General features: G+C 44.5%; 12 protein-coding genes and 1 tRNA gene. 8 read left to right on the top strand and 5 right to left on the bottom strand.

The features are described 5' to 3' along the window. Positions 1–86 precede the first annotated feature (86 nt). Positions 87–1,412: an ABC transporter ATP-binding protein gene (locus AC5JPO_RS04815; protein ID WP_493853421.1), complete on the top strand. Its 1,326-nt coding sequence runs from the start codon at positions 87–89 to the stop codon at positions 1,410–1,412. A 64-nt stretch (positions 1,413–1,476) separates the two neighbouring features. Here AC5JPO_RS04815 and AC5JPO_RS04810 read toward each other — a convergent pair whose 3' ends face one another. Together AC5JPO_RS04810 and AC5JPO_RS04805 are read right to left on the bottom strand one after the other, a co-directional pair. After that, entirely contained in the window at positions 1,477–2,334 is an 858-nt protein-coding gene (locus tag AC5JPO_RS04810) for a methyltransferase domain-containing protein (RefSeq protein WP_493853420.1), read from the bottom strand. A gap of 161 nt (positions 2,335–2,495) precedes the next feature. Then, positions 2,496–2,777 (bottom strand): hypothetical protein, encoded by a 282-nt coding sequence (locus AC5JPO_RS04805; protein ID WP_493852537.1) that lies wholly within the window; start codon positions 2,775–2,777, stop codon positions 2,496–2,498. 469 nt (positions 2,778–3,246) lie between these two features. On the opposite strand from AC5JPO_RS04805, the gene gyrA reads away from it, so the two are divergent. The 6 genes from gyrA (at position 3,247) to AC5JPO_RS04775 (ending at position 11,080) form a co-directional block, all read left to right on the top strand. Next, positions 3,247–6,033, top strand: a complete 2,787-nt coding sequence (gene gyrA / locus AC5JPO_RS04800; RefSeq protein ID WP_493853419.1) for a DNA gyrase subunit A — start codon at positions 3,247–3,249, stop codon at positions 6,031–6,033. A gap of 141 nt (positions 6,034–6,174) precedes the next feature. Beyond that, entirely contained in the window at positions 6,175–7,245 is a 1,071-nt protein-coding gene (gene rarD / locus AC5JPO_RS04795; protein WP_493853418.1) for an EamA family transporter RarD, read from the top strand. 240 nt (positions 7,246–7,485) lie between these two features. Next, positions 7,486–8,556: an EamA family transporter RarD gene (rarD, locus tag AC5JPO_RS04790; protein WP_443524652.1), complete on the top strand. Its 1,071-nt coding sequence runs from the start codon at positions 7,486–7,488 to the stop codon at positions 8,554–8,556. Positions 8,557–8,842: 286 nt separating this feature from the next. Continuing rightward, a complete protein-coding gene (locus AC5JPO_RS04785) occupies positions 8,843–9,511 on the top strand; it encodes a glutathione S-transferase (RefSeq protein ID WP_443524650.1) in 669 nt (222 codons plus the stop codon). 127 nt (positions 9,512–9,638) lie between these two features. Beyond that, entirely contained in the window at positions 9,639–9,911 is a 273-nt protein-coding gene (locus AC5JPO_RS04780) for a hypothetical protein (RefSeq protein WP_493852541.1), read from the top strand. Positions 9,912–9,943: 32 nt separating this feature from the next. Next, a complete protein-coding gene (locus AC5JPO_RS04775) occupies positions 9,944–11,080 on the top strand; it encodes a ribonuclease Z (RefSeq protein WP_493852542.1) in 1,137 nt (378 codons plus the stop codon). Positions 11,081–11,179: 99 nt separating this feature from the next. Here the strand turns inward: AC5JPO_RS04775 and AC5JPO_RS04770 are convergent, their stop codons facing one another. Continuing rightward, positions 11,180–12,121, bottom strand: a complete 942-nt coding sequence (locus tag AC5JPO_RS04770) for an ATP-binding protein (protein WP_493852543.1) — start codon at positions 12,119–12,121, stop codon at positions 11,180–11,182. A 64-nt stretch (positions 12,122–12,185) separates the two neighbouring features. Here AC5JPO_RS04770 and AC5JPO_RS04765 point away from each other — a divergent pair, with 64 nt between their 5' ends. Then, positions 12,186–13,259 carry a protein kinase domain-containing protein gene (locus AC5JPO_RS04765; protein ID WP_493852544.1) on the top strand — a complete coding sequence of 358 codons (1,074 nt, stop codon included), beginning with the start codon at positions 12,186–12,188 and terminating at the stop codon, positions 13,257–13,259. A gap of 72 nt (positions 13,260–13,331) precedes the next feature. On the opposite strand, the gene AC5JPO_RS04760 is transcribed toward AC5JPO_RS04765, so the two are convergent. Next, positions 13,332–13,416, bottom strand: a tRNA-Leu gene (locus AC5JPO_RS04760). A gap of 219 nt (positions 13,417–13,635) precedes the next feature. Further along, the gene (locus AC5JPO_RS04755) at positions 13,636–15,402 is read right to left on the bottom strand and encodes a sigma 54-interacting transcriptional regulator (RefSeq protein ID WP_493852545.1); all 1,767 of its coding nucleotides are present in this window, start codon (positions 15,400–15,402) and stop codon (positions 13,636–13,638) included. Positions 15,403–15,420 lie beyond the last annotated feature (18 nt).

Raw genomic sequence — 15,420 nt, 5'->3', positions numbered from 1 at the left:
ATATTCGATAGCGCTTAGCGTAACTGATATTATTATTTTACTGTTTACCTAAAACTGTACTTACCAATAGCGAACTGGGATTGTCTATGTATACTGACTCAATCAACGACTCATCAGATCCTAAGTCAGTCAAGGCTGGGGCAGATATCATCCCTGCCAAAAAATCACCACTCACCCAAGCTCGGATATTGCCGAGGCAGCCCAGCGAGCCTTTAGAAAAAACCAATAGCGTACGCCAAGACAATGAGAGAACTCTCGCTGGCAACCCTTATTTTAGTGTGCAAAACCTAATCGTCGGCTACGATGATACTATTGTCGTCAATGGCATGTCGTTGATGCTCGAGCAAGGAGAGATTGGCTGCTTTTTAGGTTATAGTGGTTGCGGAAAGACGACAGCATTACGAGCGATTGCAGGACTAGAGCAAAGCCGCGGCGGTACCATTCACTTAAACAACCAGCGCTTGACCGAAAAAACCACTCGTCACTCATTTGCCGTAGCACCAGCCAAACGTGGCATGGGGATGGTGTTTCAGGATTACGCGCTTTTCGGTCATCTAAGCGTGGCCAAAAACATCGCCTTTGGTCTCAATAAATGGTCAGCTGCTGATAAAAAAGCTCGAGTGGCAGAAATGCTGAGCTTAGTTGAGTTAACTGAACATGCGGACAAACGTCCAAATGAGCTGTCTGGTGGGCAGCAGCAGCGTGTGGCTCTTGCAAGGGCGCTTGCACCAAAACCTAAATTACTGCTACTCGATGAGCCGTTCTCTAACCTAGATGTGGTATTACGTGAATCGCTGGCAATGAATGTTCGCGATATTCTCAAAAGCACCAATACCACAGCGATATTGGTCACTCATGATCAGAACGAAGCATTTGCCTTAGCAGACAAAGTCGGGGTCATGGATAAGGGCAGACTGGTACAGTGGGCGACTCCAAGCGAGTTGTATCATGAGCCTGTTAGTCCTTTTGTCGCGGAGTTCGTCGGTGAAGGCGCGATGATAGACGGTATCATCAAAGAAGGGCATGTAAAAACAGCACTGGGCAATATTTATCGCCGTATGGAAGTCTATGATGACTCGGGCCAACCACAGTACTGTGAGTATGACTATCCAAACGGCACGCCGATCAAAGTGCTGGTACGTCCTGATGACATTATTCATGATGATGACAGTACGCAGACAGCCTTGGTGGTGGGACGCGTCTTTCGCGGTGCTAATTATTTGTACCGATTGCAACTAGATGATGGGCAGACTGTCCTGTCTTTGGTTGCCAGTCACCACAATCATGCGATTGGCTCACATATTGGAATTTTGCCGTTATTAGAGCATGTGGTCGTATTTGATGAAAAAGACATCAATGCGACCACTTGGTCAGAATATGATAGGTCATCAAGAGTCGATGAAGGTGTCTAGCAAATATCAAAGCTATTATTTATAAGAAATAATAGCTTTTTTCATTGATATCACCAGACACTAATTAAGCGTGCTTTGCTGCCAAAATATGTAAATATCGTCCAAGCCACTTGTACGGCTCTAGCTGTGAGTAACGTAGCTCCATTCGTATCACTGCATCTGGGTCGTTATGCCCACCGCGTTTGAGCGGGGCATAATCATGAAATACTCGCAGACCACTGCTGCGCACGGTTTGATATTGATGAGCCTCTAACCACTGCTCAACCTCTTCTTTGGCAACCGGATGGTTGGGTGTTAGGCTTTTTTTGTTGTCTGCCTTATAGTCATTATTATCAAGTAAATTAAAATTCCCCATAATCAGGTTACGATAATCAAAGCTGGCTGGGTTATAAAAGCACAAAGATAACGCGCCATTATCGGTCAAATACTGATCAAAAAAGTCCATGACCGCTGCTGGCTCTGCGAGCCACTCCAGTAGCGCATGACACATGATCAAATCAAACTTCCCTGCCTCACTCTTATCCAGCTTTTCCTCAAGCGCTTGATAGGGACAGACATACCAAGTGATGTCTAATTTTTGCTCAATCTGACCTGCACTCGCTTTTGCTTTTTCGAGCATATTCGCTGATATGTCATTGATGACTACGCTATGACCTTGGGTGGCGAGCTCTATCGCAACCTGTGCAAGCCCTGCACCCACATCTAAGATACGTAAAGGTCGCCCAAGCGCTTCACTCACTTGCGCGCTATATTCAAAAATATCACGGCGCAGTACCGCCAGTCGAATCTCACCTTTTAGCCCACCATAGACCTTTTTTTCAAAATGATCAGCAATAGTATCGAAGCTACGATCTGCTCGTTCGCTCTCTGATGCTGTAGCGTGGGTTGGGTCAGGGTGGCTATCTTCATGTTTAATTGGCATAAGGTATTTAGATCAATAAGTGAGAGGTTTGGAGTATAGTCATCGAATTACTAAACTGCTACGGTGTTACCCTTCCTAGAGGTGCTATATGTACAATCTGCGGTAGGCTGTCTTGTAGCTGTTTTAGATTTCTTTGACTATAAAAAAATATTCAGTACAGACTAGCGTTTTAAACGTCTATTAATAACCCATTTAAAAACGAATTTCGATAAAACAATGATGATAAATACGACGATAACAAACACCCACATACCACTACCTTGTAGGTTTTCTTGGTAGGCTTGTGCCAAGTACGCGGATAAAGCCATAGCAATCAAAAGTGCTCCCCAGCGGACATAAGGTACGGCACGATTGTTATGATTAGGAAAGCTGGCAACATAATCACTCGAAAAGCTATATAGCACCATTGCTAAAATCCAAATAATCGCAAGAATGATATCCATAATATAAGTAGCCTGTTGGGTCGTTATTTAAGTAGGGCGTGTTCAACATGCCATACTGTAGAAGATGAGTTAGTGTAGCGTTTAAATTTTTTTTGTCTAGAGCGTGTTTTCGATTTACTTGACAACCATTCAAACAGGCTAAATGGGCCAAAAACAGCAAAATTAGCCAATCAAAACGTCCCTGTTAGTAATATATTTTTAAAGGATATTGATTGTTTGAAATATTGGGGTTAATAGGCTGTTTTGCTTGATTTTAATGACGCTCAGAACCCCTAAATCAGCAAATTTGTGCTAAAATAGCTTCTTTTATTTATTATCAAAAATATCATCATTTTCCCAATATTTTTCACGCTTTATAGTGTTGCTTTGCTTGTTATATTTATTGGTTCTTATCAGTATTTAATGAGGCAAATACGCTATCTATAAAGCCTGCAAAATTAATAGCGTGGATATGAGTGAAGGAGTGTATATGAGCGAGTCGGTCAGTCCTATTGGCATTGTAGATGAACTGAAGCAGTCCTATCTGGATTATGCAATGAGCGTGATTGTCTCGCGTGCGCTACCTGATGTGCGTGATGGGTTTAAACCCGTCCATCGCCGCGTGATGTATGCCATGCATGTGCTATCTAACGACTACAATAAACCGTACAAGAAATCAGCACGTGTGGTGGGTGATGTCATCGGTAAATATCATCCGCATGGTGATAGCGCGGTATATGATGCCATCGTACGTATGGCGCAGGACTTTAGCTTGCGCTATCCGATGGTTGATGGTCAAGGTAACTTTGGTTCGATTGATGATGATCCTCCTGCCGCCATGCGTTATACCGAAGTACGTATGACCAAGCTGACTCACCAGATGCTGGCTGATTTGGACAAAGATACGGTCGATTGGGAAGACAACTACGATGGCTCTGAGCGCATGCCAAGCGTGATGCCAGCGCGTATTCCTAATCTATTGGTCAATGGCGCCACTGGTATTGCCGTTGGTATGGCGACCAATATGGCACCGCATAACCTGACCGAAGTGATTAACGCGTGTTTGGCTTATGTTGAAAACCCTCAAGTCTCAGCCGAAGAGCTGATGTCGCATATTTCAGGTCCTGATTTCCCAACGGGCGGTATTATCTATGGCCGTGCAGGTATCCTAGATGCTTATCGCACGGGTAAAGGCCGTCTACATATCCGTGGTCGCTATCATATCGAGCCAATGAGCAACTCTGGGGTCAACCGTGATCGCGAGCGTATTGTATTTACCGAAGTTCCTTATCAAGCAAACAAAGCCAAATTGATTGAACGTATTGCAGAGCTGGTTCGTGATAAGAAAATCGAAGGTATTAGCGAGATTCGTGATGAGTCTGACAAAGACGGTATGCGTATCGCTATTGACTTACGTCGCGGCGAAACCGCTGAGGTTATCGTCAACAACTTGTTCTTACAGACGCCGCTAGAGTCTAGCTTTAGTATCAATATGGTGGCGCTCGATAATGGTCAGCCAAAGCTATTGACTCTGCGTCAGCTTATCGCTGCGTTTGTCCGCCATCGTCAAGAAGTAGTGACGCGTCGTACGATTTATGAATTAAACAAAGCACGCGTCCGTGGTCATTTGCTCGAAGGTCTGACCGTTGCTCTAGCTAATATTGATGATATTATTGCAACGATTAAAGCGTCGGCAAACCGTGGCCTCGCACGTGAAAGTTTATTAAATAACACGTGGGGTTCGGGTAGCGTCGTTGCAATGCTTACCGCTGCGGGTAGCCAGTCAGTACGTCCTGAGTTCATCGAAGGCGAAGATCCAAAAGCGCCATTTGGCTTAATTGAAGGCGAGGAGCGTTATCGCTTGTCACTTGAACAAGTCAATGCGATTTTAGACATGCAATTGCATCGCTTGACTGGGCTTGAGCAAGATAAATTGACCGAAGAATATCAAGACTTGCTACGTGAGATTGCACACTTAGAGTCTATTTTAGGTGATTTTGATAAGCTAATGACTATTATCTCTAATGAGATGATTGAGATTCGTGATAACTTCGGTGATGAGCGCCGTACCGATATCATCGATTCGCGTATGGACTTTAGTCGCGAAGACCTTATCCCTGAGCAGACTGTCGTTATGACGGTATCGCGTACTGGCTATGCCAAAACTCAGCCAATCGATGACTATGTTGCACAAAAACGCGGCGGTAAAGGTAAGTCTGCCACAGCCATGAAAGAAGATGATGTGATTGATCATTTAGTCGTGACATCAACGCATTCTACAGTACTGTGTTTCACTGATAGTGGCCGTGTCTTTAGTCTACGAGGCTTTGAGGTACCGATCGCTAGTCGCGGCGCTCGTGGTCGTCCATTGGTCAACTTAATTGGTCTAAACAGTGATGAGACCGTAACGACCATACTACCGATTCCAAAAATAGTAGAAGAATCACCTGTAAAAGATGACGATTCATCAACAGATAATGAGTTATCAGAAGACAGTAATGAAGCAGAAGCGCCATTTGTTTTCTTTGCAACGGCTAATGGTACCGTCAAGCGGGTAGAGCTCAAGCAATTTGCTAATATAAGATCGAACGGCTTGATCGCAGTCGGGTTAGAAGACGGTGATAAATTGGTTAGCGCGCGTATTACTAATGGTAGCCAAGAAGTGATGTTGTTTGCGTCAAGTGGCAAGGCAATTCGTTTTGATGAAAATGATGCACGTGCGATGGGCCGTACAGCAAAAGGCGTTCGCGGTATGCGTCTGTCTGCTGAAGAATTTATAAAGTCACTGGTCGTTATCGAAGATGACGTACGTGAAATCCTGATTGCTTGTGAAAATGGCTTTGGCAAACGTACCTTTGTCGAAGAGTTCAACACACAAAACCGTGGTGGCGGCGGTGTGATTGCAATCAAGACCAGCGAGCGTAATGGCGCATTGGTACGAGCGACCAAGGTTGACGCTACCGATGATATTATTTTGATCTCTGATAAAGGAACGCTCGTACGTACCCCAGTTGAGCATGTCGCCAGCTCTGGTCGTAATACACAGGGTGTCACGCTTATCCGTCTATCAAAAGATGAGAAGCTGGTCGCTATGGCACGTGTTGAGCACGAAGAAAGCGACGATGAGTTAGTCGACGCCATGAGAGAAGACGGTACATTTGAGGTAGAAGGTCAGGAGCAAATAGATATTGATGCGACCACTGACAATACCGCAATGACCGATGCCAATGATGCTATCGACATTGCAAATGATTATACGCCAAATGATGACAAATAATACTTATAGTAATTAGCTTTTCAGTCTAGTTTTACATCATTGTTCTAGAAAAAAGCCTCTGACGTTCTCGTCGGAGGCTTTTGTTTTTTGATTTATTTTTCTCAATAATTTACACAGGGTTCTATTTTTAAGGCTGTTGTTATGCTCACGACCAATCAAACTTTTCAGGGAACGATTGCATCCGTATCATCAAGCTTTTTGTTCTCGATGATGTTTTTGTTTGGGCTATTCATGTTGCCCTTGTCAGGGACACAGGTGGCGTCATGGCGGGTACTCATGATGCTATTGAGTTTGGTGATATTGCTCAGTTTGACTAAACAGTGGCAGCATGTCTTTGAGTATATAAAAACACTAAAGACGCCCAAAGAATGGCTGATATTTATACTGCCTGCACCAATCTTAGGCGGGCAGATATGGCTGTTTATGTGGGCGCCAGTCAATGGCTTTGGTTTGGATGTAACGCTAGGCTATTTTTTATTACCATTGATGATGATCGTGCTTGGTCGGTTTTTTTACCATGAGCACATGAGTACTTTGCAGTGTGTGGCGGCGATATTTGCAGCGTTAGGTATTGGCTATGATGTGTTTCAATATGGTTCGGTGTCTTGGGTGACGCTGTTTGTGTGTTTGGGTTATCCGCCGTATTATCTACTTCGGCGTACCCTCTCTGTACCACCCATCACGGGCTTACTGTTTGATTTGGCATTATTGACACCCGTGGTGCTCATCGTACTCTACATGACCGGTGGTTTTAGTGTGGCAGCACAGAACATAAAGTTTTGGTATCTACTGCCGCTGCTGGGTGCTTTTAGTGCGATGGCGATGTCACTGACGATGGTCGCGAGTAGTAAGTTGCCAGTGTCACTATTTGGTGCACTAAGCTATATAGAGCCGATGCTATTGTTTGTGTTGTCCATTACGGTTCTGAGCCAAAACCTTGAAGAAGGTGGTTCGCTCTTTATGTACGGCATGATTACGCTTGCACTAGTGGTTATGATGGCTGATAGTGTGGCAGGGTATCTGGCTCGTCGCCGAGATGATCATCTTCATGGATATAGAGAGCCGCAGGTAGGAGGCTTCCCGCCACGTCGTCATTTTATCAATCAGCGTATCGATGGCGTACTAAAAGCCCATCGTTTTCGTAAGATTCGTCACTACCAAAAAAAGATGAGTAAGATACAGCAAAAAATCGAAAAACTTGATGCAAAATAATCATTTATCTGCATTAAATTTACTCAATGTAGAAGTTAATCTACTAGATGCATACTGGCATTGCTTATCTATTCTGACTTTGACATAATGCGCCCCATGATGTAAGCCTAACACATCAAAAGCGTTCAACTTAGATTGCGCGACGACCTTATATGCAAAAGCCTCAGACGTTCTCGTCTGAGGCTTTTGTTTTTTTTAAAAATTGCCAAGGATGTGCCCCAATCTCTAAAGGCTGTTGTGATGCTGACTACTAACCAAACCTCGCAGGGTACGATCACTGCTGTGGCTGCAAACTTTTTATACTCTTTGCTGTTCTTATTTGGTTTGCTTCTGCAACCCTTATCAGGTACGCAAGTCGCTTCGTGGCGTGTGCTTACGATGTTTTTTAGTCTGGTGCTGCTGGTCAGCGTACTAAAGCAATGGCAGCACATTTTTGATTATCTAAAAACTTTAAAGAACGCAAAAGAGTGGTTGTTGTTTATATTACCCACACCGATTTTGGGCGCGCAGATCTGGATATTTATGTGGGCGCCAGTCAATGGGTTGGGACTTGAGGTCACTTTGGGTTACTTCCTATATCCTATGATTATGATTGTTGTCGGCAGGTTCTTTTACAACGAAGACATGAGTCTACTTCAGTGGGCTGCCATTGTGTGTGCAGGTCTCGGTATCGCTTACGATATCTTTGCATATGGGGCTATTTCTTGGGCGACTTTATTTGTTTGCTTGGGCTATCCACCATACTATCTGCTACGCCGTAAACTGGCAGTACCACCTATTACTGGTTTGATCTCTGATCTTGTATTGTTATTGCCAGTGGTATTGGTCGCGCTGTATATGAATGGTGGTTTTGAAGTGGCAATCACCAACCATAAGCTTTGGTACCTGTTGCCTTTACTCGGCATTATTAGCACTGCGGCAATGTCATTGACGATGGTCGCGAGTCAAAAGCTACCGGTCTCACTGTTTGGAACTTTATGCTACCTTGAGCCAGTATTTCTATTTATATTCTCGATTGCAATTTTAGACCGTAATTTACATGAGGGCGGCTCCATCCTGATGTATAGCATGATTTTTATCGCATTGCTGATTATGATTGCGGATAGTGCCCTTGGCTATCTGGCGCGCAAACGTGACAATCGCTTACATGGCTACAATGAGCCACAAGTGGGTAGTTTTCCGCCGCGTCGTCGTCTCAAAAACCGCCGTATCAAGGGCGTGCTGATTGCGCATCGATTCCGTCAAATTAAGAAATACCAGCAAAAGATAGATAAGATGACGCGCAAGATTGAAGCGCTAAATCTATCATAATGCTAATGAGTGTATCGCTATAGCAGCCAATAGAACTGACTTGGTAGGTAAGATTTTTTGCTATTACTCTACAAACTTGCTGTGTCAAAGGGCATTAAATTACGCTATTATCGAGGAAGATGCTGCTGCGCTTAATTAAGGGCGCTGCACTATGTTTAAGAAATTATGTTTAAGAGATTATGTTTGAGAAACTGTCTCTAAGTGACGGTATCTAAAAGGTTGTCTCTAAGAACGTACCTCTTAAACCTCAGGACTGACCCAAAACAATATATGACTAGGACGGTTTATGTTACATCTTCATCATTTAGCAAACTCACGCTCGTTTCGTATCATTTGGCTACTAGAAGAGCTAAACGCCGATTATCAATTGACTTGCTATGAGCGCAATAAAGCATACCGCGCCCCTGATAGTCTAAAAAAAGTGCACCCAATCGGTAGTGCGCCAATGCTAGAAGTAGACGATCGCGTATTGCTTGAATCAGGATTCATTATTGAGTATTTGATCAAGCACTACGACAAAGAAAAACAGTTCAAGCCTGACGATAGTGACGAAGCGGCGTGGGAAGCCTATACGTTCTGGCTGCATTTTGCAGAAGCCTCGCTGATGCCGTTGTTGGTTATGCGTCTGGTGTTTACAAAGGTTGTGAGTCAGTCGCCTATGCTGATCAAACCGATTAGCAAAAAAATCCAAGGTCAGGTCGAAAAGAACATGATCGGAAATGGTTTGGACAAAATGCTGAACATGATGGAACAGCACTTGAGCAAAAATCATTGGTTTGCAGGTAGTGAGTTTAGTGCTGCTGATATTCAGATGCACCTTGCTGTCGTAGGCGCAAACGCGGGCGCAGGTCTCAATAAGAGTAAATATGCCAATATCTTAACGTGGCTACAACGCTGTGAAGAACGAGATGCCTTTAAGCGCGCCGAAGAAAAAGGCGGTCGTCTTAATTTTTAGATAATGCTGGTATTATCAAATTGGTATTATCAATAAGCACTGCTCAGTACTTGGCTTATTACTCGAGTAGATATTTAGATAAAAGGTTTTGTTTATTTTTAAGCAAAGCCTTTTTTAGGATAAAACAATGACAGATTCCAATAGACCGAATCATAAAGATCTAAGCAAAAACATTAACTCCAACCAGCCATCAGGACAGAATATGCAAGATAGGCAAGCTATTGACAGCCAGCAGGTATCTATCAAGGCATGGTCACAAAAACTACTGGTTGTCATTCTATGTGCTGCCAGTTTTTATGGTGGTTGGAAGTCTTATGAGTCCAACATGGTCAACGAGTGTACCGCAAATGGTGGGCAAATGATTGAGGCTCAACGAACCATGATATGTCAGCGGTCATAATAAATGTCCCTGACAAATAAAAGGCACCATCTATGCTAAAGCTAACCTTTTTGGGGACCTCTGCCGGGGCGCCAACCAAACAGCGTAACGTAACTGCATTGGCAATCGAGTGCTTGAATGTTCACAATTCTGGTTCGAAGCAGCAGAGCCGCTCACAGCATAGTAGCAATCAAAATAAAAAATCACGTCCTTGGCTACTCATTGATTGCGGTGAAGGCACACAGCAGCAGCTGCTACATACCAAGCTGTCTTTACGTCAATTGACTGCTATCTGTATCACCCATGTCCATGGTGATCACTGCTATGGTCTACCAGGATTGCTGGCGAGTGCTGCGATGTCAGGACGCCGTGATCCGCTAACGCTCATTGCACCCAATGCGATTGCTACCTTACTTGAGGCTATCGTCTCAACGACTGAGCTATACCTACCATTTACGCTCGATTTTGTGTCGATAGAAGACTTACTCTCACAAGAGAGTGACAAAGGTAAAGTGACGCTAGAGTTAGATGGACAGCAGCAGATTATGATAGAGGTCTACCCGCTATCGCATCGCGTGCCGTCCCATGGTTTTGGTATCGCTCAGACCATCAGTCGCCGACTATTGAATACTGATAAACTCAAAGAGAATGGTATTCCAGCAAGTGCACTATGGGGCAAATTACAACAAGGCTGCGATGTTATCACTGAGGATGGTCAGCAATTGCGCTCAGCAGATTATGTTTATAATGATATGCAGCGTACAAAAGTAGTGGTGGCGGGTGATAATGATACGCCAGAATGCTTGAGTGATGCTGTTGCTGATACAGATCTGTTGGTGCACGAAGCCACTTATACGCATGAGGTATTGATGGCTATTCAAGCCAGAAATCCAGAGTTTGATCCCATGCATAGTAGCGCGCATATAGTGGGTACCTTCGCGCAAAACACAGGTGTGCAGAATCTGATTTTGACCCATTTTAGCGCTCGTTATCAAAGCTTTGATAACCCAGAGAGCGAAACACCAAATATGGCCTATATCCGCTTAGATGCGCAAAGTGTCTATAAAGGTAATCTATGGTTAGCGTCAGATTTTGCACAATATACGGTCGATGGTGCTGCCACCTTGGTAGACGACCAGCAAGATAACCGCGTACAGTATGTGGGTTCTGCACGCAGCAATCAGTTATGACTTTATAGACATAACTTTATAGACATAACTTTATAGACATAACTTTATAGGCATGACTTTATAGGTAAGGTGTTACGGGTATGGATTAGCAGCTATTGCTTATTTGTGGTCCTCAAGCGCCAATTGCGTCTTGCCGCTCCAGTAACGGCTAAATTGATAAGCCACTCGTCCTGAGCGCCCACCACGTTCAGAGGCCCAGCGCAAAGCATCCATTCTTATCTTGTTGGCCAAGCTGCCATCATCCGCAGTCACCTCCACATCATGATCAGTATGTGCCGAGATTTTCCGTTGTTCTAAATTCAGGTAATGTTGAATAATTTGCAAATAAGTCTGTTGATCCATAGGATGAAAGGTCAATGATAAGCCAAACCGATCTGACAACGACACAGTCTCATCAATAGTCTCGTAGGGGTTAACCTCGTCGGTCTGACCATTATAAATATCAAGATTGTCTTTCATCATCTGAGGGAGCAGACGACGGCGATTACTGGTGGCATAGACCAGTAGCTTGTCTTGCTCAGAGTCTAGCGCGCCATCCAGCACGCTTTTTAGCGCGCGGTAACTTTCATCTTGACCATTGAACGCCAAGTCATCACAGTAGACGATGTAGCGACAGTTCGAGTCTGCTGGCAGCTCATTAATAGCAGTGCGAATCTTATCCAGTACTTGTAGGTCATCACGGGCAATCTCAATAATACGCAACCCTTCGCTATGATACGCTTGTAGCAAGGCGCGAATCAGTGAAGATTTACCGGCACCGCGTGTGCCTGTCATCAAAACGTGATTGGCGGGATAACCTTTTAGAAATTGGCGCGTGTTCTGTACCAGTTTTGATTTTTGCGTATCGATACCTTGCAAGTCATCTAAACTCAAAAATAGATTGACCGATAAAGGCTGCAGGTGACCAGTACGTCCACCAACCCAGCGATATGCCAGTTGATCAGGGTCAATCTCAATGGTGGGTGTGACGTGCTCTTGCAGATACTGACTGAGCAACTCTAACAAGGAGGCGGGCAGGGCATATTGGGTAGACTGTGACATAATAACTCTAGTGGTAAAGTGGCGGTTGGGTAATAAGATGGTGGCGTGATTGGGGCGGTGCAATATGATAGATAACAACACTGTGAAAAATAGTGCCAGTAATTCGCCTATTAAACAAGCCTTGCAAGCGAAGTCTAGGCAACTATTGCCAGTCATCACCCAAGCATTGTCAGAGCGAGCATATAGTAAAATAGTGCATCAGCGTATTAGTCAACAATACAGAGAGGGAAGCCCAGAGCAGACTCAAGAGAGCGACACGCAACATATCAGGCAGAGCAGGCAGCAAAACTGCTATCAAGGTCTCACGCGCGCCCAACATTTACAGTATGGCAGGGTGATGATCAAATGGGAAATATCCAGCACTTCAGATGTGCCACAAAATATCTCAGATCTGAATCATGAAATAAGCGTATTACAATCGCTAAGTGTTTCGCAGAAGATTCAACTTACTACTATCACACCATCTGTATTTGACAATTACGATATAGATATCCAAGCGTTGGAGCAGCCTCAGCGATTAACGGTATTGGTTATGCCGTATTATGAAAATGCTAGCCTAGCCAAGCTGCTCAATCATCAGCGCCACTCATTTCTAACTGACGAGCAAAAGCATCATTTGCTTGTACAGTCCGCTCAGCTCATCCTCAGTCTACACACAGCTGGTTGGCTGCATAATGATATTAAACCCAGTAATTTTTTGCTTAGCAATATTAGCAACATCCCGAAGGATAATGCTGGTAGCGACCATAAAGCAGCTGACTTACTACTGACGGATTTTGCATTAGCCCAAAGAAGTGATCAAGCAAACGCAATAAATTCTGCTAGCGGCACACCAGCATACTTAGCGCCTGAGCGTTGGCAAGGGCAAAAGGCAACCATACAAAGTGATATTTACGCGTTTGGTAACATGATGGTTGAGATACTGACGAGCGTGCGACCATTTAGTATAAATTCTAAAAGTCAGCAACCGATGACAGACTGGGCAATTAGGCACTGCCAACAACCTATTATTAGGCTGCCAATAGCATGCGCTCACTATCAAGGCATTGTCGATAAGATGCTGGCGAAGCGAGTAGAGAAACGATATCAGAGCATGGAAGCTATATTGGAGGCTTTAAAAGATTGTAATGGTGAGTAGTAAATTACAGACACAGAAAAACCTGCTAAAAAGCAGGTTTTGATATTTGGTCTAAGATGTACTATCCGAAAATGGTGGGGCTGGAGAGACTCGAACTCTCACACCTTGCGGCGCCAGAACCTAAATCTGGTGCGTCTACCAATTCCGCCACAGCCCCATTTTCCGTTACTCTATCATCAAAAGCGATTAAATTCAAACGCTATCTAGACAGTTAACTGATTCGGTAGTGCGTCTCAGTGGTTGGCTATTATATAGAGTTTGAATTTTTGGTCAACCCCTATTTGCATTTATTTTTAACTATTTCGCAATTATTTTTCGTTATTTCTATAAATATCTGATTTTAATAGCATTTAAATTTAGCGTCTTTAACCCTCAATTAATCTTTGGAAGGTACTCTTGGTGCAGAGATATCTAGTTGCTGTAATTTACGGGTTAGGGTATTGCGCCCCCAGCCGAGCAAACTTGCCGCCTCTATCTTTTTACCGCCGCTATGATTGAGCGCTGCCGTCAATAAGACCCGTTCGAACTCAGGCGTTGCGGTTTGTAAAATATCAGTCTCGCCTGTGTTGAGAGATTGCTCGGCCCAAATAGCAAGTACTTGCTGCCAACTTGGGTTTGTAAGAGTGTGACTGGCTTCGATGCTTGGAGCGTCTTGAGCATTATTTATGGCAGCGTCGCTGTTTTGTAGTGCAGGAGTTTGAGTTATTTCTTGCGGTGATAGACCATGCTCTTGGTACAGCTCTGCATCTGCTGGGATGTTTTCGAGCAGCTCAGGTGGCAAGTCTGCCGCCGTCACGGTATCACCAGTCGCCATTACTGTGAGCCATAAGCAGACATTTTCAAGTTGACGGACATTACCTCGCCAGTCAAAGGCTTGCATGATCTGTACGGCAGCAGGATGCAAATGCTTGGCGGCCGTGTTCATCTGCTCAGCGGCAGACTGCATAAAGTGAGCCGCTAATGCTGGAATATCTTCGGGACGTTTGCGCAGTGGTGGTAGCGGTAGACGAATGACATTGAGTCGATAAAATAAGTCTTCACGAAATCGGTTTTGGGTGACCAGCTCTTCTAAGTTTTGGTGAGTAGCCGCAATGATACGTACATCTACTTGGATAGGCTGCTGTCCACCAACGCGGTAAAACTCGCCATTAGCCAGTACACGCAGCAAGCGCGTTTGAGTGCTAAAAGGCATGTCACCGATTTCATCCAAAAACAACGTCCCACCATCAGCCTGCTCAAAGCGACCTTGCCGGGTTGTCGTTGCACCAGTAAATGCGCCTTTTTCATGACCAAATAACTCAGATTCAATCAAATCATGAGGTATCGCTGCCATGTTAAGTGCGATAAAAGGCTGCTGCTTACGCGGTGAGTGTTGGTGCAGGGCACTGGCGACCAATTCTTTACCTGTGCCAGACTCTCCTGTGATCAACACAGAAATAGGCGACTGTGCCAATCGACCAATGGCGCGAAACACCGTTTGCATAGCCTGTGACTGACCCACTATACCGCTAGGATTACCATTGTTTTTTGGATCAGGGATCACTTCAGCGTCATTTTTAGCGTTTTTGGTAGGTGGGCTGGTTGCTATAGGTTTTACATCACTCTCAGAGGTATCAGTGGTGGAGAGCTGACTGTCAGGTTCGCTTGGATAGTCAGCTGCGGCCATGTTTGGCTGGTAATTGATGGCTTTGTAGATAGTAGCCACGGCATCATCTAAGTCAAAGGGCTTGGGCAAGTATTCAAAGGCACCTGTCTGATAGCTATTGATAGCAGAAGTGAGGTCTGAATGCGCTGTCATGATGACAATTGGCATATCAGGAAAGTGCTGATGTACCCAGTCGCTAAATGACAGACCATCCATCATGGGCATACGAATATCAGTTAATATGACATCTGGTAGCTGAGCGTCTGATTCTGGTTGTTTTAACGAATCGTTGAGACGAGTCCATGCTGCTTGCGCTTGGGTAAAACTGATTACCGTCAGTCCTGCATCTTCAAACGTATCTGCCAAAACCATACGCAGTGCAGCATCATCATCGATCAACCATAGCGTAGCAGGGTGGTCGCTAGGGATATTATTAACGGTTACTATTGGGGATCTGGCATCGCTTTTAGGTTTGTGGTTATCACTATATTCGGTCATGTATCGGGCCTAATGAGC

It is taken from the genome of Psychrobacter sp. H25, assembly GCF_059076335.1.
This window is presented reverse-complemented; position numbering and strand designations above follow the sequence as displayed.